At 64.7% G+C, this 16,241-nt stretch carries 18 protein-coding genes; 7 read left to right on the forward strand and 11 right to left on the reverse strand.

The genetic code is table 11. The annotated features are described in order from the left end of the window. Positions 1-12: 12 nt before the first annotated feature. The gene (locus AB0I57_RS11685) at positions 13-1,314 is read right to left on the reverse strand and encodes a class I SAM-dependent methyltransferase (RefSeq protein WP_358334574.1); all 1,302 of its coding nucleotides are present in this window, start codon (positions 1,312-1,314) and stop codon (positions 13-15) included. Continuing rightward, positions 1,311-2,762 carry an FAD-binding oxidoreductase gene (locus tag AB0I57_RS11690; RefSeq protein WP_358334916.1) on the reverse strand — a complete coding sequence of 484 codons (1,452 nt, stop codon included), beginning with the start codon at positions 2,760-2,762 and terminating at the stop codon, positions 1,311-1,313. The genes AB0I57_RS11685 and AB0I57_RS11690 overlap by 4 nt, the downstream gene beginning before the upstream one ends. 245 nt (positions 2,763-3,007) lie before the next feature. Here AB0I57_RS11690 and AB0I57_RS11695 point away from each other — a divergent pair, with 245 nt between their 5' ends. The 5 genes from AB0I57_RS11695 to AB0I57_RS11715 all read left to right on the forward strand — a co-directional run bounded on the left by AB0I57_RS11695 (position 3,008) and on the right by AB0I57_RS11715 (position 6,573). Next, complete coding sequence (locus AB0I57_RS11695; RefSeq protein WP_358334576.1) at positions 3,008-3,442, forward strand: SRPBCC family protein; 435 nt, start codon at positions 3,008-3,010, stop codon at positions 3,440-3,442. 73 nt (positions 3,443-3,515) lie between these two features. Further along, complete coding sequence (locus AB0I57_RS11700) at positions 3,516-3,833, forward strand: YbaB/EbfC family nucleoid-associated protein (RefSeq protein WP_358334578.1); 318 nt, start codon at positions 3,516-3,518, stop codon at positions 3,831-3,833. 9 nt (positions 3,834-3,842) lie between these two features. Beyond that, the gene (gene recR / locus AB0I57_RS11705; RefSeq protein ID WP_358334580.1) at positions 3,843-4,451 is read left to right on the forward strand and encodes a recombination mediator RecR; all 609 of its coding nucleotides are present in this window, start codon (positions 3,843-3,845) and stop codon (positions 4,449-4,451) included. Continuing rightward, positions 4,451-5,035, forward strand: a complete 585-nt coding sequence (locus AB0I57_RS11710; protein WP_358334583.1) for a TetR family transcriptional regulator — start codon at positions 4,451-4,453, stop codon at positions 5,033-5,035. The genes recR and AB0I57_RS11710 overlap by 1 nt, the downstream gene beginning before the upstream one ends. A 131-nt stretch (positions 5,036-5,166) precedes the next feature. Beyond that, the gene (locus AB0I57_RS11715) at positions 5,167-6,573 is read left to right on the forward strand and encodes an MFS transporter (protein ID WP_358334919.1); all 1,407 of its coding nucleotides are present in this window, start codon (positions 5,167-5,169) and stop codon (positions 6,571-6,573) included. A 50-nt stretch (positions 6,574-6,623) separates the two neighbouring features. Here the strand turns inward: AB0I57_RS11715 and AB0I57_RS11720 are convergent, their stop codons facing one another. The 4 genes from AB0I57_RS11720 to AB0I57_RS11735 form a co-directional block, all read right to left on the reverse strand. Continuing rightward, entirely contained in the window at positions 6,624-7,916 is a 1,293-nt protein-coding gene (locus AB0I57_RS11720; protein WP_358334586.1) for an MFS transporter, read from the reverse strand. Continuing rightward, positions 7,913-9,025: a PLP-dependent cysteine synthase family protein gene (locus AB0I57_RS11725; protein WP_358334589.1), complete on the reverse strand. Its 1,113-nt coding sequence runs from the start codon at positions 9,023-9,025 to the stop codon at positions 7,913-7,915. Before AB0I57_RS11725 ends, AB0I57_RS11720 begins: the two co-directional genes overlap by 4 nt. 103 nt (positions 9,026-9,128) lie before the next feature. Beyond that, positions 9,129-9,551 (reverse strand): hypothetical protein, encoded by a 423-nt coding sequence (locus tag AB0I57_RS11730; RefSeq protein ID WP_358334592.1) that lies wholly within the window; start codon positions 9,549-9,551, stop codon positions 9,129-9,131. A 197-nt stretch (positions 9,552-9,748) separates the two neighbouring features. Next, on the reverse strand, positions 9,749-10,147 hold the full coding sequence (locus AB0I57_RS11735; protein WP_358334595.1) for a Rid family hydrolase: 399 nt from the start codon (positions 10,145-10,147) through the stop codon (positions 9,749-9,751). A 102-nt stretch (positions 10,148-10,249) separates the two neighbouring features. Between AB0I57_RS11735 and AB0I57_RS11740 the strand changes: the two genes are divergently transcribed. Next, positions 10,250-11,221 (forward strand): WYL domain-containing protein, encoded by a 972-nt coding sequence (locus tag AB0I57_RS11740; RefSeq protein ID WP_358334598.1) that lies wholly within the window; start codon positions 10,250-10,252, stop codon positions 11,219-11,221. 264 nt (positions 11,222-11,485) lie between these two features. Here AB0I57_RS11740 and AB0I57_RS11745 read toward each other — a convergent pair whose 3' ends face one another. The 5 genes from AB0I57_RS11745 to AB0I57_RS11765 form a co-directional block, all read right to left on the reverse strand. Further along, the gene (locus AB0I57_RS11745) at positions 11,486-11,812 is read right to left on the reverse strand and encodes a metalloregulator ArsR/SmtB family transcription factor (protein ID WP_358334601.1); all 327 of its coding nucleotides are present in this window, start codon (positions 11,810-11,812) and stop codon (positions 11,486-11,488) included. 2 nt (positions 11,813-11,814) lie between these two features. Continuing rightward, positions 11,815-12,261 carry an SRPBCC family protein gene (locus tag AB0I57_RS11750; RefSeq protein WP_358334604.1) on the reverse strand — a complete coding sequence of 149 codons (447 nt, stop codon included), beginning with the start codon at positions 12,259-12,261 and terminating at the stop codon, positions 11,815-11,817. A 113-nt stretch (positions 12,262-12,374) separates the two neighbouring features. After that, positions 12,375-13,085 carry a glutamine amidotransferase gene (locus AB0I57_RS11755; RefSeq protein ID WP_358334607.1) on the reverse strand — a complete coding sequence of 237 codons (711 nt, stop codon included), beginning with the start codon at positions 13,083-13,085 and terminating at the stop codon, positions 12,375-12,377. Then, on the reverse strand, positions 13,078-14,289 hold the full coding sequence (locus tag AB0I57_RS11760; RefSeq protein WP_358334922.1) for a MurT ligase domain-containing protein: 1,212 nt from the start codon (positions 14,287-14,289) through the stop codon (positions 13,078-13,080). Before AB0I57_RS11760 ends, AB0I57_RS11755 begins: the two co-directional genes overlap by 8 nt. Next, positions 14,171-15,274, reverse strand: coding sequence for an EamA family transporter (locus tag AB0I57_RS11765; protein WP_358334610.1), 1,104 nt, complete (start codon positions 15,272-15,274; stop codon positions 14,171-14,173). Before AB0I57_RS11765 ends, AB0I57_RS11760 begins: the two co-directional genes overlap by 119 nt. A gap of 72 nt (positions 15,275-15,346) precedes the next feature. On the opposite strand from AB0I57_RS11765, the gene AB0I57_RS11770 reads away from it, so the two are divergent. Next, the gene (locus AB0I57_RS11770; protein ID WP_358334613.1) at positions 15,347-16,240 is read left to right on the forward strand and encodes a LysR family transcriptional regulator; all 894 of its coding nucleotides are present in this window, start codon (positions 15,347-15,349) and stop codon (positions 16,238-16,240) included. The last annotated feature ends 1 nt before the right edge of the window (position 16,241 follow it).

A 16,241-nucleotide genomic window follows, 5' to 3' on the forward strand; every position in this document is an offset into this window, starting at 1 on the left:
GCACCAGGTTGTCTAAGACCACCACGGGCGGAGGGGAACGTGTGATTGCCCCTTCGAGTCGAGCTTGACGGCGAGAACCTGGTGGAGTTGAATCGCGTTGCGTTCGAAGCCGAGCCGTGAGCCGGCCATGTACAGGCCCCAGACGCGCGCAGTTCCCTCCCCGACTTCGGCGACGCAGGCGTCCCAGTTGTCGACCAGGTTCTGGCACCACCCGGCGAGCGTCAGTGCGTAGTGCTCGCGAAGATTCTCCTCGTGCCGGACTTCGAGGCCCACGTTCTGCATCTCGGAGATGATCCGTCCGGAGCCGGTGAGCTCCCCATCGGGGAAGACGTAGCGGTCGATGAATCCACCGGCACGTGCCTGGCTCTTGTTGTCGGGCCGGGTGATGCAGTGGTTCAGCAGTCGGCCACCGTCGCGGAGTTTGCTTTGCAGCAAGCTGAAGTAGGCCGGGTAGTTGCCGACGCCGATATGCTCGGTCAGGCCGATGGACGAGATGGCGTCGAATCCCCTCTCAGGGACGTCGCGGTAGTCGGTGAACCGGACCTCCGCAAGTTCGGACAGGCCTTCTTCGGCGATGGCCTTCATCGCCCAGTCAGCTTGGGCACGAGACAGTGTGGCACCGATGACCCTGACGCCACGCCGGGCCGCGTACCGGACCATCGAGCCCCAGCCGCAACCGATGTCGAGCAACCGGTCGCCAGGCTGGAGGCCGAGCTTGTCGAACACGAGACGGTACTTGTTCTCCTGCGCCTCCTCGAGCGTCTGGTCCCTGTTCTCGTAACACGCGCACGTGTACGTCATGGACGGCCCGAGAACGTATTCGTAGAAAGCATTCGACACGTCGTAGTGGTGGTGAATCGCTTCGGCGTCACGAGACTTGGAGTGCCGCAGTCCCTCTGCAACCCGCCGCCACCGCGGCAGGTGCTCCTGCGGAGGGGGTGAGATGGGGCGCAGCAGATCCCACCCGAGCGACCTGGTGATGCTCGCGAGCGTCTTCGCGGACGGGCGGCGGAACTGAAGCTCGTCGCCCATGACCCTGAGGATTTCGTAGGGGTCACCGGGATGAACGCCGCTCGCCTCGAGGTCTCCGGATACGTACGCGCGGGCCATGCCGAGGTCCCCCGGAGCCGTGGCGAGATAGGTGGTGCCACGGGTGGACTTGAGATGCAGACCGTATGGGGCGTCTTCTGGACCGGCGGCACTGCCGTCGTATGCGGTGAAGCGGAGGGGAAGTTCGCCGTCGGAAAGCGTTTCCACTATTTCTGCGATTGCGAGCTTGTGGTCTGGGGATCCTGGAGATTTCAGAGTCGTCATCGACGTTGCACCGCCTTGGAGAATAGGTCCAGTAACCGTGAGTCCGGGTCGTAGCGCTTCTTGAGTTCCGTGTACCGATCGCCGCCGTAGTAAAGCCGTTCGAAGTCGTTCTGCGAGTAGTAGGAGTCGGAATAGAGGGACTTGTGCCCGTCGAATTCGGTGACCTTCTGCTCGATCAGGCGATTGGCTGCCCCTTTCGCTTGGCCCGGCACGATCGGCACGGATGACCAGAATCCGATATTCACGTAAGTGCGCTTCGGTTCCAGCGGATACAGGGGCCAAGGACGCTGTGCGGATGCCCCCGCGGAAGCGGGTTCCCGCAACCTCAACGGGCAAAGCCATATCGGTTCGATGGGAATCTCTGCCAGGAACCAGCGAAGGAAATCCGCGGTGCGTCCGACCGGGACCTCGACGTCCTGGACGACGCGTTCGCGCGGCGGATTGCCTTTACGCTTCTCGATACGATCGCCGATGTCGTACTTGTGGTCCAGGGCGACGAGTTTCCAGTAGAAACTGCTGCGGAGAAGCCTCTTGGGCCACAACCGGCGAATGGTCGGGTTTTGGGCACCGAATGCACGCGAGCACCAGAACCAGTCGGTATCCCAGCGCCACAAGTAGTCTCGAATGGTGAGTCGATCCGTCTTGGGATGCTTCACGGATGTGTGCTGGATCGACCGGTAGAAGATGTTCTCACCGGTGTAGTCGCTGAGAGGGCCGGTCTCGTCGGTCTGGTGGCCCAAGACCAGATAGCTCTCGGTTTCGGTGAAGACCACGCCGTCCAGGTAGTCGACGGGTATGCCGTCGTAGACGCGGTCGTTCACGATCCGGTCCATGACGGTCTGCAGTTCGTCGAGGGAATCGAAACGTAGATGGCGCAGCGCCACAAATTGTTTGACCGGCTCGAGTTGAATTCGCAGTCGCGTCGAGTAGCCAAGTGTTCCATAAGAATTCGGGAATCCCCAGAACAGCTCGGAGTTCTCGCCTTCGGGAGTGGCGGTGACGATGTCGCCACTGCCCGTCAGCACGTCCATTTCGAGGACCGATTCGTGAGGGAGGCCGTTGCGAAAGGACGTCGACTCGATGCCCAGGCCGGTGACGGCACCGCCGAGTGTGATGGTCTTGAGTTGCGGAACCACCAGTGGCGCCAGCCCATACGGCAGGGTGGCGTCGACAAGATCTTCGTAGGTGCACATCCCGGCAACGTCGGCGGTTCGCGCCTGCGGATCGACGGAGACGACTCCGGTCAGGCCGGACACGTCGAGGCCGGGCGCGCGGGTCCGTGCGCGGGCCCGGAAGAGGTTGGACGTCTTCTTCGCCAGTCTCACGTCGGCGTTCGAGGGTATTGCGCGGTAGGAGGCGAGGAGACGTTCGACGCCTGCGCGGTGAGCGTCGAGTCCGGTGAGGGACTGAGCGCGACGCACACGGAAGGGGTGTCCACCGTCCCGCATTCGTTTCAGTAGTTCGACCGAGGCAGCCACACCCCTGACGCTATATGTCTGCGCGGATATACGTCACGTATATTCGTCCGGACAGTGAAAGATTGCCCCAAATGTCGCTTTGTTCGATGGTGTGATCCCTCGACCGGTGAGTGCGCTCACAGTGGACATATACGAAATGGCCCGCGGGAACACTTCCCAGGCAGGATGAAAGTCGAACGTCTCGGACGAGTCGGCAAGCAAAGGGAGTTTTCACAGTGGGCCAGGTAAGCGCAAGCAGTTCGATAACCGTCGCAGCTACCCCGGAAGCGACGCTCGCGGCTTTGGCGGATTACGAATCCGTGCGCCCGAGAATTCTCAGCGAGCAGTACCTCGATTACCGCGTAGTCGAGGGTGGGCAAGGCAATGGAACGGTGGCGCAGTGGACGCTGAAGGCGACCGAGAAGCGCTCCCGTGACATCAAGGCCACGGTTTCGGTGTCGGGCAATACGATCACGGAGACGGATGCGAATTCCTCGCTCGTCACCACTTGGGTGGTTGCACCGAGCGGCAGCGGTTCGACGGTCACCACGACAACGAGATGGAACGGTGCAGGCGGTATCGGCGGATTCTTCGAGAGGACTTTCGCGCCGCGCGGGCTCGAGAAGATTCAGGCACAGGTGCTGGCGAACCTCGAGCGTGAACTCGCCTGAGGGCTTCACCGTCTACGCTGGCAGGAAACCCGCAGAAAGGACCACGTCAGTGCAACCAGGTGGACAACCCGACATGTCACAGCTTCTCGCGCAGGCACAGCAGATGCAGCAGCAGCTGATGGCCGCCCAACAGGAGATGGCCGTTGCAGAGGTCACCGGACAGGCCGGTGGCGGACTCGTGACCGCGACAGTCAAGGGGACAGGTGAACTGATCGGTCTGAAGATCGATCCCAAGGTCGTCGATCCCGATGACGTCGAGACTCTGCAGGATCTTGTGATCGGCGCGATCGAGGATGCGTCGAACAAGGCGCAGGAAATCGCGGCGCAGAAGCTCGGTCCGCTCACGGGTGGACTCGGTGGTTCAGGCCTGCCCGGTCTCCCCGGGTTCTAGAGGACAGCCGTGTACGAAGGTCCGGTTCAGGATCTGATCGACGAACTCGGCAAGCTGCCCGGTGTCGGGCCGAAGAGCGCGCAGCGCATTGCGTTCCATCTACTCGGTGTGGAGGCGCCGGAGATCGACCGACTCACGGGCGCCCTGCAGCGGGTGCGTGACGGCGTCCAGTTCTGTGGTGTGTGTGGCACGGTCTCGGACGGAGAGAAGTGCCGCATCTGCGCCGATCCGCGACGTGACCGCACGGTGGTCTGCGTGGTCGAGGAGCCGAAAGACGTGCAGGCGGTGGAGCGGACGCGTGAGTTCAAGGGCCTCTATCACGTTCTCGGCGGTGCCCTCGACCCGTTGTCGGGTGTCGGACCCGATCAAATCCGCGTTCGAGAGTTGCTCGCGCGCATCGGCAATCAAGAGGACGGCGTCGATGTCTCCGAGGTGATCATCGCGACCGATCCGAACACCGAGGGAGAGGCCACGGCGACGTACCTCGTGCGGATGCTTCGGGACTTTCCGGGGTTGACGGTCAGCAGGCTCGCCTCAGGCTTGCCGATGGGCGGCGATCTCGAATTCGCCGACGAACTCACGCTGGGTCGTGCGTTGTCGGGAAGACGAACGCTCTGATGCCGGACCAGGGGACCCCGGCCCCAACTACACCCCCGCAACCGAAGCGCACGGCCGAGCAGTCACGGTCAATGATCCTCGATGCTGCCGGTCGTGCGTTCGCGACCCGTCCTTACCGTGAGATCACTCTCAAGGACATCGCCGAGGAAGCAGGAGTCAGTGCGCCGCTGATCATCAAGTACTTCGGTTCCAAGGAGCAGTTGTTCGATACGCTCGTCGACTTCCGTTCAGCTGCCGAGTTGGTGTTCAGCGGGCCGCTGGAGGGGCTCGGCGCGCGGATGGTGTCCCTGTTCGCTCGCCCGCTCGAACCGTATAAGCCTCTGTCGATGAGCATCCTGTTCATGAGCGGGCCGAGCGAGGAGAGCAGCCGCAAACTGCGTGCCAACTATTCGTCGCAGATGGTCGACGCGCTCGCCGAACGGTTGTCCGGGCCGAATGCTCGGCTGCGTGCCGAACTGGTGATGTCGATGCTGACCGGGCTTGCGATCATGCGTCGCAGAATGATGCAAGAACATGCGACCGGCACCCCGGACGAGGTGGTGGCGCACTACGCGCCGCTGGTGCAGCAGTTGCTCGACAGCTGAGCAACTTGTTTGGTTTGCAAGGCAAATGATTGCTCACCTATTCTGGTGAACGATCATTTACCAACCGTGCGCAGGGGGGTGACGCTGTGGCGTCCTCGTCGGCACACTCCCGGTCAGCTTTCCCCGATCAGCTGGCTGCCGAGCGGGCTTCGTCGCCGGGACCACCCTTCCTTTTTCCGATTCTCGCTTTCGCAGGTGTGTTCCAGGCCGTCCTGCAGACCGTGATGGTTCCGCTGCTGCCCAGCATGCCGACGTTCACGGGGGCGAGTCAGACGTCCGTGTCCTGGCTCATCACCACCACCCTCCTGGTGGGTGCGGTGGTCACTCCGATTTTCGGCCGCCTCGCCGACATGTTCGGCAAGAAGCGGATGCTGCTCATCGCCCTGGTCGTCATGACCCTCGGTGCGGTGATCTGTGCGATGACATCGAACATCGCTCTGCTGATCTTTGCGCGAGGGCTGCAGGGAGCCGGCGCCGCCGTAATTCCGGTAGGAATCTCGATTCTTCGCGACGAATTGCCGCGAGAGAAGGTTGGCAGAGCCATCGCGATGATGAGCTCGACCCTCGGAATCGGCACCGCTCTCGGGCTCCCGTTCGCGGCTGCCATTGCCAAGTATTCCAACTGGCACGTTCTGTTCTGGGTCATCACCGCGATCGGTCTCGCGGTCACCACCATGGCGGCGTTGTTCATCCGCGAATCCGACCTGAAGTCCGGGGGACGATTCGACGGCGTCGGGGCGGTGGGCCTGACTGCGGCCCTCGTCTGCCTTCTCGTCCCGATCACACAGGGCACGACATGGGGTTGGGGAAGCCCCGCGGTGCTCGGCATGTTCGCATCCTCGGCGTTCCTGTTCGCGCTGTGGGGATTTCAGCAGATGCGGAATCGGAATCCGCTCGTCGACCTGCGTGTGTCGGCGCACCGGTCTCTGCTGCTACCGAACGTGACCGCGCTGCTCGTGGGGTTCGCGTTCTACGGAAACGCCTTGATCACCACGCAACTATTGCAGGCACCCGCCGGGGAGGCCGGCTACGGTCTGACGATCTTCGAGGCGGCGCTGGCCCAGCTACCGACCAGTCTGTCGATGATCGTTTTCGCTCAGGTCGGCGCCCGTGTGTCCGAACGCTACGGCCCCAAGGTGACGGTCCTGGCTGGTGCGGTATGTCTCGTCGTCGGTTACGGGATGCATACGGTTCCGGGTAAGCCGCTGTGGATGGTGATCGCAGCGCTTGCGATCGCGGCGGTCGGCACCGCGTTTGTGTACAGCACGTTGCCCATGCTCATCATCCGAGCCGTGCAGCCCGAGCAGATGGCCGCTGCCAACGGTGTCAACGTGCTGCTGCGGACGGTCGGCACCACCATGTGCAGTGCGGTGGTCGCGACCGTCCTCGCGGCGAGCATGGTCGGCGGGGTCGCATCTTCTGCCGGGTTCTCGCTGGCCTACGGGATCTGCGCGGCGCTGGCCGCCCTCGTATTCATGGTCGCTCTGGCGCTACCGGGACACGACCGCCCACCCCATCCACACGCAGATAGTGAGTAGATGGGGTGGGTGAGAGACGTGACCAGCCAGTTCGCCGATGGTCCCGTCGGCTAGCCGGCGGCTTTGACCTCGTCGGCGTCCTCGGTGTCGATGGCCGGGTCCGGGGGTGGGCGCAGCCCCCCGGACCGCTCCAAGAAGAACAGTACGGTCACGCAGGCAACGCCGACGCCGGCGAGGGCCACCCAGATCAAAGACCCCAGCTGTGCACCGCTGAGGAACCCGAAGACCGCACCGGTGCCGAGATTGCCGAGCAGGATCCCGATCCCGACGATGGTGTTGTAGAACCCGTAGTGGGTGGCCACCAGCCGGCCCCCGGACAGCGCGACAACGGTATCCATCTCGAACGGGAACACCGCCGCCGTGCCGACGGCGAGTAGGGCAGCGGTCAGGATCAGGACGCCCATGGCGGCCGGACCGCCGAGGGTGGCCGGCCCGGGAACCAGGATCAGCGGCACGAACGCCGCCGCCAGGATCATCATGCCGATAACAAGGGACCGCCCCGACCCCCAGCGGCGGGAGAACCAGGAGGTGATCCGCAACTGTCCTGCGATCGCCACGATGCCGGAGACCACGAACAACGACGTCACCAGCGCGGTGTCCGACCCGCCGTCGCCGACCACCACCGCCGCCTGCAGTGGCAACGCCAGATAGACCTGGAAGGTCAGCACGTAGGACCCGATCATCGCAACCGCAAAGAGCACGAAGGACCGGTTCTTTGCCACCACCCGCCAGTCGTCGAGCACGGAGGACTTCTCGGTGGCCGGTTCAGCCCGGTGGGTCGGCAGCGCCCAAATTTGTACCACCGTCAAAACAGCGAAGACCGCGGCCGCCACCAGCGCGGTGATCCGGAAGTCGAGGACGGTCAGTGCAAGGCCGACCAGCGGCCCGAGCAGGATCCCGGCCTGGTAGAAGACGTTGAAAACAGCGAACGCTTCCACCCGGCGCGGACCGGCGTCGGCGGCGAGGTAGGCGCGTACCGCAGGGTTGAACAGGGCGCCGGCGAATCCGGTGGCCGCCGACGCGATCAGGATCGCGGGCAACGACTCGACCGCGGCGAGAAGCACGAACCCGCCTACCCGCAACACGCAGCCGGCAACGATCAGCGGTTTGTACCCGAGCCGGTCGGCGAGGGTGCCACCCACCAGAAACATGCCCTGCTGGGAGAAGTTTCGCACTCCGAGCACCAGCCCGACCGCCCACGCTGCGAGCCCGAGCGGGCCCGCCAGGTATCCGGCCAGATAGGGCATCAGCATGTAGAAACCGACGTTGATGGAGAACTGGTTCACCATCAACACCTGGGCGGGCCGGTCGAAGCTCCGGAACTGGGTCACGATGTTGGTCATGCCGCGCTCTCGGTGGGGTTGATGACGGTGGCGCACCGAGTCCAGGACTGGACGACCTGGTCGGTCGGGTGGTCGATGGTGGCCGGCTCGGAAGGTGGGTTCTCATCGAGCAGGCCGTGCTCGGCGCAGTAGTCGTCGTTGTAGATGGTGTCGAAGTAGCGCTGGGGGCCATCCGGGAAGATAGCCGCGACCCGGGTCTCCGGTGCGCTCGTGCGAGCGATCCACCCGGCGGTGAGCGCCACCGCCCCCACACTCCAGCCGCCACTGGCGTAGTGGGTGGCCGCCAGGGTGCGGCACGACCAGACCGCCTCGTGGGGGGCCACCCAGTGCACCTCGTCGAAGGCGGCGTAATCGATGTTGTCGGGGTAGATGCTCGAGCCCAGCCCGCGCATGAGGCGGGTGCGGGCGGGTTGCCCGAAGATCGTCGACCCGACGGTGTCCACCCCGACCAGCTTCAGATCTGGGCAGAACTGACGCAGCACGCGGGCCACGCCGGCGGAGTGCCCTCCGGTGCCCACCGAGCAGACCAGCACGTCGACCCGCCCGAGTTGGGCGATGAGTTCGAGGGCGAGCGACTGGTAGGCGTCGACGTTGTCGGGGTTGGTGTATTGATCCGGGCACCACGATCCCGGATTGGCGGCCAGCAGTTCGGCGACCTTGTCGCGCCGGGCCTGTTGCCAGCCGCCGGTGGGGTGCGGGTCGGTGACCAGCTCCACGTTGGCGCCGTAGGCGGACAGCATCCGATGCAGGATCGGTTCGAGTCCGGGATCGGTGACGAGGGTGACCGGGTGGTGGTGGACGACCCCGGCCAGTGCCAGACCCAGGCCCAGAGTCCCGCTGGTGGATTCGATGATCATGGCGCCGGGGGCGAGGTCTCCGCGGGCCTTGGCCCGTTCGACCATGTGCATGGCGGGGCGGTCTTTCATCCCGCCGGGGTTGGAGCCTTCGAGTTTCGCCCAGAAGCCGCGTCCGGCGTCGGCGAAGGGTTGACCGATCCACAGGACCGGGGTGTTGCCGACCATCGTGCTCGGTTGGGGACAGCGGTTCGCGGTCGTCAGAAGGTGGGCGGACGAGCGCGGAACCAGCGTGGAAGAAAGTGCATTGTTCATGGAGGTGATCTCTGTATCCGACTGCAAAAGTTGCAGTGCAAAGGTGAAATGGGCAGCACGCGCAGGCCCTGCGCGAAGTTCTCGCGGGCCTACGGGCTGCCGATCAGCACCTGTTGATACAGAGTTCGTTCAAGACGGTCCGACCGAACCGCGCCGGTGGAGGCGGGGTCCTGGGGAGCCGGGGTGACCAGGTGGTCAGCACCACCACCATCACGGCGGCGAGCGCGACCGCGCCGACTACGGCAAGGGTCAGCGTCCGCAGCTGATTGTCCGAGCGAGGCATGGCCACGACCGTGTGGGCCTCGTGTGGGAGAGGAGCCGAGCCGTCGTCGATGTGCGCGTGCCCAGGTACTCCTTCCTGGGCGGGCAGCGCGGACGAGGAGGAGGCGATGTGAACGTTCTCACCGGCGTAATCGTCGCCGAAGAAGATGCCGCACTGGGCGATCGTGAGAGCTAACAGATAGAGAGCGAGGGCGACAGCGACGACCATCCGGATACCCGGGGGGCGTATCGCAATTGTGCTCACAGTTTCCCGACTGTAGCAGCGTCGACGGTTAGGTCCCGGGGGGTGTGACCGACGTAATCGGGAAATTCCTCTGTCGCCGACGCAGCAGTGGATTCATGTGTCACTTGCGGTTCGGCGGTAGGCGGCGTTCATGGTGCACTCCCCGAAGTGCACCATGACGTTGACGTTCTCCGCGATGACGGTCGAGTATTTCGCCGCTAGGGGCGGGCGGCCACGGCCTCGACCTCGAAGCGGATGTCGGGCATGGCCAGACCGGCAACCCCGATCACGGTTTGCGTGGGAGGGGTGTCGCCGCAGCGCTGCACGGCCTGGCCGATGATCCCGAGCTTCTCGAAGTCGGGATCCACCACGTACGTCCGGAGTTGAACGACGTGGCGCAGGTCGAGCCCGTGAGCGGCGAGAGCAACGCGCAGGTTCTCGAATGCCTGGCCCACCTGCGCGGCGAAGTCGGTCGAGACGACCGCGCCGTCGGTGCCGGATCCGTACTGACCCGAGACGAGCACCAGCTCCGTGCCGGCCGGGATCGCAGCGGTGTGGCTGTAGCCGAACGGGATCGGGTCGTGCAGGTCGGCAGGATTGGTGATGGTGTGGGACATGAGGGTCGCCTCTCGTGTGTAATGGTGCGCTCGGTGCGCGACCCCATCCTGCGGAAGTAAACCTGACAGTTCATGTCAGAGTTTTCGCCTAAAGTTTCCGGGGTGCGCGCGAGCCGACTTGTCGAGCTGCTGGTGCGGCTCCAGTTGCGAGGTGGCGCGTCGGCCACCGAGTTGGCAGCCGCGCTCGAGGTATCGGTGCGCACCGTCTACCGCGACGTAGACGCGCTGAGCGCGGCAGGCGTGCCGATCTACACCGAGGTCGGCCGGGGTGGTGGGATCCGGATCGATCCGGCGTACCGCATCGCAGGGCTCCCACGGCTGGACGCCGCCGAAGCCCGGGGCGTCCTGTTCGCGATCGTCCCGGCGATTGCAGACCAGCTCGGGTTCGACGCGGCTGCCGCCGACCACACGCTCCTGCCTGCGATGGAGCGGTCGACGGAGACGGCGGCCCGCGTCGTGCGTGATCGGCTGCTAGTGGAGCCGACTCACTGGTTCGTACCACCGGACGAGGCACCGGCACTTGCCGACATAGCCAAGGCGGTGTGGGAATCCCGCGAGGCCAGGCTCACGTACCGGGGCACCGATGTCGTCGTCCGGCCACTCGGCCTGATTCTGAAGGGCTCCACCTGGTATCTCCTCGGGCAGGTGCGGTTCAGTGCCGAGGAGCCGTACCGGCTGTTCCGACTCTCACGTGTCGAGGCCGTCGAGTTGCGCGACATCCCCTTCGAGCGGCCACCCGGCTTCAACCTGGCCGCGGCGTGGACGGAGCGCCGACAGGCCTTCCTCGCCTCGCTTCCCGAGTACGTCGTAACCGTCCGCGTCGCCCCAGCCGCCGAGCCGTTTCTCGCGCTCCTGGACGAAGGATCGCCCGAGCTGCCCCTCCCCGACGACATCGAGCGCGACGAGCACGGCTGGGCCAGACTGCGCCTGCGCTTCGAACGCAGTCCCGACGCCACAGCCAGGCACCTGCTGCGCCTCGGTGCGGACATCGAGATCCTCGACCCACCCGAGCTGCGCGAGCGCATGGCGGACGCCGCTGCCGGGCTCGCGGCCTTGTACCGCGATGAAGTTTGAACCAGGTTCGGGATGCCAAGTGCGTGGAATGTTCACGCTGGTACAGGGCCCGGCGATGGGGTGAATCCCATGGTCACGTGTTTCTTTTGCCTGAGCAGGCTGGCCGCGACAGAAAGTCTGGCCGAGCACTTGTGACGTGGATCGCGCGGGCGTATGCTAGGCAATGCGGATCGAGGAATGTACCTGTGAGCAGAGAAAACTCGAGAAGCAGAGATCCGGCCGAGAATGTGAAAGCATTCCCGGCCGAACCCCTGTCTGGGGTCTTTATTCCTCGATCGATTCCGCGATTTCCTTGATGGCAGCCAGGCGACGATCCCACTCGGCGCCGATTCGTTCCAGCGTCCGTGCAGTCTTGTTGAGCTCGGCGCCCAGCGCGCGGTAGCGAATCTCGCGACCCACCTTCACCGGCTCGACGAGTCCGCAGGCCTCCAGTGAATTCAGATGCTTCGCGATCGCCTGCCTCGATACGGGAAGCTGGGTGGCGAGCGACGACGCCGACTGGTCGGCGCGCCCGAGTTCGGTGAGTATCTCCCAGCGGGTCTCGTCGGACAGTGCCGCGAACACCGCAGCGAGTTCGTCGTACGTGCCCATCGTCAAGCCTTCACGCCGTGTAGGTACGTGACCAGTTCATCGAGTTCGATGTGCCAGCCTTGGACATTGGCCTCACGGGCCTGCTTCTGATCGGCGACTTCACGGTCGAGGGTGTCGAACCCTGTCTCGACGACGGTTAGTTCGGTTCCGGAGGCATGCTCGGACAGAGTGAACCGCACCAGGGTGGAGTTGCCGATCGCCGGGTCGACGTCGGTATCGGCGGCCCAGCGGAAGCCGAAGACGTTCGGTTCGTCGACCTCTGTGATGACGGCACGGGCGGTGCCGTACTCGTCCCAGGTGAAGGCGACCTTGCCGCCGACCCTTAGGTCGAGCGACGTTCGCTGCCCGAACCACTGGCTGATCTTGTCGGGATCCGTGATCGCTTCCCACACCGCCGATCTCGGGGCGTTCACGACAACGGTCCGGGTGATGCTGCTTGCTGCGTCCATGCTGACCACCTTCCCCTCCAGTTGATGTGCAATCTAATGGTTGCACATCATGTCATGATATGCAACTTTCGGGTTGCATATCATGGTGGGTGTGGAGGTGTGGCCCAAGGCGCCTAGACCCGCAGGCGCTCCCGGCGCAGTTGCTCGACCTCGGGGAGGTCGAGGGGGGCTAGTTGGTCGACGCCCAGGGCCTGCTTCAGTATCAGGTCCGCGAGTTCGGGGTTCCGGGCGAGTGCAGGTCCGTGCATATAGGTGCCGATCACCGAACCCTGGACGACGCCCTCGAGTCCGTCCCCGACGCCGTTCCCCACACCGTGTGTGACCCGGGCAAGGCCCCGAGCATCCACGCCGAGGGTGGTTCCCCCGCGGTGGTTTTCGAATCCCGTCAGCGATTGTGTCAGTCCGTCGATCTGCGGATTGGAGATCACCTCACCGATGGTGCGGGTGGCCTGAGGAGCCGTGGTGACGTCGAGCATCGAAACGCCTTCGACGCGTTCACCGTTCGACATCTCGTACCAGTTGCCCAGCACCTGGATGGCGGCGCAGATCGCGAGTACGGGTGCGCCGCGCTCGGCGGCTCGCTGCAGTCCCGGATAGCGACTGAGGTGTCGAGTAGCAAGTCGCTGCGCCGAGTCCTCCGCGCCGCCGAGGGTGTAGGCGTCGAGTGTCTCCGGGACCGGGTCGCTGAGCGTGATCTCGACGATCTCCGCGTCGTATCCGCGCATTCGGAGCCGCTGCCTGAGGATGAGGGCGTTGCCGCCATCCCCGTAGGTGCCCATCACGTCGGGGAGCACGAGCCCGATGCGTAGGGTCGAGTCAGACATTGCGAGCCTCCTTGGCGATGGCGGTGCTGAGGTCGCGGAAGGCGGTGTAATTCGCAAGCACCTCGACGCGCCCCGGTGGGCATGATGCGATGGCCCGCAGCGGGTTCGGATCGAGAGTGTGCTCGACGCCGGCGTAGGTCAGCCGGACGGCGAGGTCGGTGCCCCGCTCACCGGTGACCACCACCTTGACGCCCTCGAAGTGCTCGAACCGGACGTCCCACAGCCACGACAGGTCTTCGCCGTCCGGGACCTGACCATTGACGGCGATCACCAGTCCGTCGACGGTGGGGTCGATCATCGACAGTGCTTCCTGCCAGCCGGCCGGATTCTTCGCGAGCAGCATGTGCACGGAGTGTGACCCGATCTCCACTGTGCTGTACCGACCGGCGACTTCCTGGACGGTTGCGGTCGCAGCGACCGCGTCTTCGGCCTTCGCGCCCATCGCGACGGCGGCCGCGACGGCCTGAGCGGCGTTCCCACGGTTCGCGCGACCGGGTAGTGCCAGCGTCAAAGGGAGCTTCAACCCATTCGGGCCGTACAGGTTCTCGTCGTCGAGCCACCAGTCAGGGGTTGGGCGGGCGAAGTCGGATCCCATGCTGCGCCAGTGCGAGCCCTCCCAGACGATGGGTTCGCCGGTGCGTGGGCAACTGGCGGCGTCAGCGGCCCAGCCACCACCCGCGGCGACCCACACGACGTTGGCTGCGTCATAGGCCGCCGAGGTCACGAGCACGTCGTCGCAGTTGGCGATCACGACGGCGTCGGGGTGCGCGGCGACGCATGCGCGGAGTTTGCGTTCGATCATGTTGATCTCGCCGACTCGGTCGAGTTGATCTCGACTGAGGTTGAGGAGCACCAGCGCCTCGGGATAGATGGCGTCGCAGACGTGCGGAACATGGAGTTCGTCGACCTCTATGGCGGCCAGGGGCGCGTGGATGCGATTGCTCAGTGCCGCGACGATTCCTGCGTCCATGTTGGCGCCGTCGGCCTGAGTCGCGACTTCACCGAGTGTCGAGAGGGCCGCCGCGGTCATCCTGGTGGTGGTGGATTTGCCGTTCGTTCCGGTGATCACCGCGCTGCGGCGACCTTTACCGAGCTGATCCAACAGAGTCGGGTCGATCTTCAGGGCGATCAGTCCGCCGATCATCGAACCCTTGCCGCGTCCGGCCTTCTGTGACGCCCAAGAGGCGGCCGCTGCTGCGCGCAGGGCGAGCTTGCCGCGCGGCGTGATCGAAGTTCGAGTGCTCACTCGGCGAGTTTTTCACAGGGTCCGGTCGGACGACGACTCGCGTAGGAGCATGTGAGTCCGAAGGTTTACTCGGCGGTACGCTGCCGATCCTCTGGGCGGCGGCTGCTCCGGCGATGACAATGGCCCCGCCGACCAGTGACAAAACGCTCGGCTCCTCCCGTAGCACCAGCCAGGACGCACCGATGCCGACGATGGGGACCAGCAGCGAGAACGGCGCCACCATTCCGGCCGGGTACCGGCTGAGGAGCGCGGTCCATAGTCCGGAGCCGACGAGGGTGCCGAGGATCACTACATAGGAGAGCCCGAGGAGAGCCAACGGACCGGTCCCGTCGAATGCCGATGTCAGCGAATCCCAGCCCGCCGAGGGCCCCTCGACAGCGAACGACACCGCCAGCAACGGCAGCGGCGGTATGACGCACATCCACAGCATCAGCCGCATCGGCTGGTCCGAGGCGGCCTTGCGACTCCCGAGGTTGCCCAGCGCCCACGACAGGCCGGCGAGCAGCGTCAGCACCACCGGCGCGAGTGCGGCGGTTTGGGCGCGATCCCACCCGATGAGGACCATGCCGCACATCGCCACCAGCAGTCCGCAAACCTGGGTCACGCGCAGTTGTTCTCGTAGCAGAATCGCGCCCAAGACCACGGTGAACGGTGCCGACGACTGCAGTACCAGCGACGCCAGGCCTGTGGGCATCCCGGAGTCCATGGCCCAGAAGAGGAAGGCGAACTGACCGATTCCGAAACCGAGGCCGTACACCAGTAACCATTTCACGGGAACTTGTGGCCGGGGAACGAACAGGAGTACCGGGATCGCGATGACCGCGAATCGCAACGCTGCGAAGAAGAACGGGGGGAAATGGTCGAGGCTGACGCGAATTGCCAAGAAGTTCAATCCCCACAGAACGACCACAGTAAGCCCGAGCAACCGGTGGCGGGAGGTCATGCGGAAATCCTGGTGTAGGTCAAATAATCAGGTCAAGCGAAATGAATTGCACTGTCAATGTAGTTTTTCTACATGGATGTCAATCGGCTGCGAATTCTTCGCGAGTTGGCGGATCGCGGAACGGTGGCCGCCACTGCACAGGCGTTGTCGATGACGCCGTCGGCGGTATCGCAACAGCTCAAGATTCTTTCGCGAGAAGCCGGCGTGGGGCTGCTCGAACCTGATGGACGACGTCTGCGCCTCACCGACGCCGGGCAGGCTCTCGTCGTCCGCGCAGACGACGTCATGGCCGCTCTCGAGCGTGCGTCCGCCGAGATGGACGCCTACCGTGGATCGCCGCGCGGGCGAGTGCGGGTCGCGCTGTTCCCGTCCGGCGCAGCCCTCCTACTCCCTGCGCTGCTGGACTCGCTGTCGGACAGTGGTGTCGATGTGCAGGCTCGAGACGAAGATGTGCCGGCTTCAGCGGTGCCTTTGCTGCTTGCCGACTACGACGTGGTGTTGACGCATCGTGACGAGCGTGCCCCGGACACATCTTCGCCCCGTGTCAAAGCCGAGCCGTTGATGCGCGAACCCATCGACTTGATCCTCCCTCCCGGTCACCCACTGGCAGGACAGGATTCCGTGCGGGCCGAACAGCTGGCCGATGAGAGTTGGATCAGTGTGCGTGGCGGCTTTCCCGTCGACGACGTCCTGATCTCGGTTGCCGCAGTAACGGGCGTGCAACCTCGGGTTACGATGCGCATCAACGATTTTGGCGTCATAGAGCAACTCGTTGCCGGTGGGCACGGAATAGCGCTGTTGCCGCGTCATGCGATTACCAGCCCGCACGTCGATAGGGTGCCGCTCGCGGGAGTGCGCGCCGCCCGCATTTACGAACTGGCCTACAGGCCCGCCGCCGACAACCTACCCGCCGTGGCGACGGTGCTGCAGGCGTTCCGGGATGTCGCGAGGCGGATCGAGGATTGAC

The organism is Rhodococcus sp. NPDC049939, from assembly GCF_040656415.1.
Lineage (GTDB): Bacteria > Actinomycetota > Actinomycetes > Mycobacteriales > Mycobacteriaceae > Rhodococcus_F.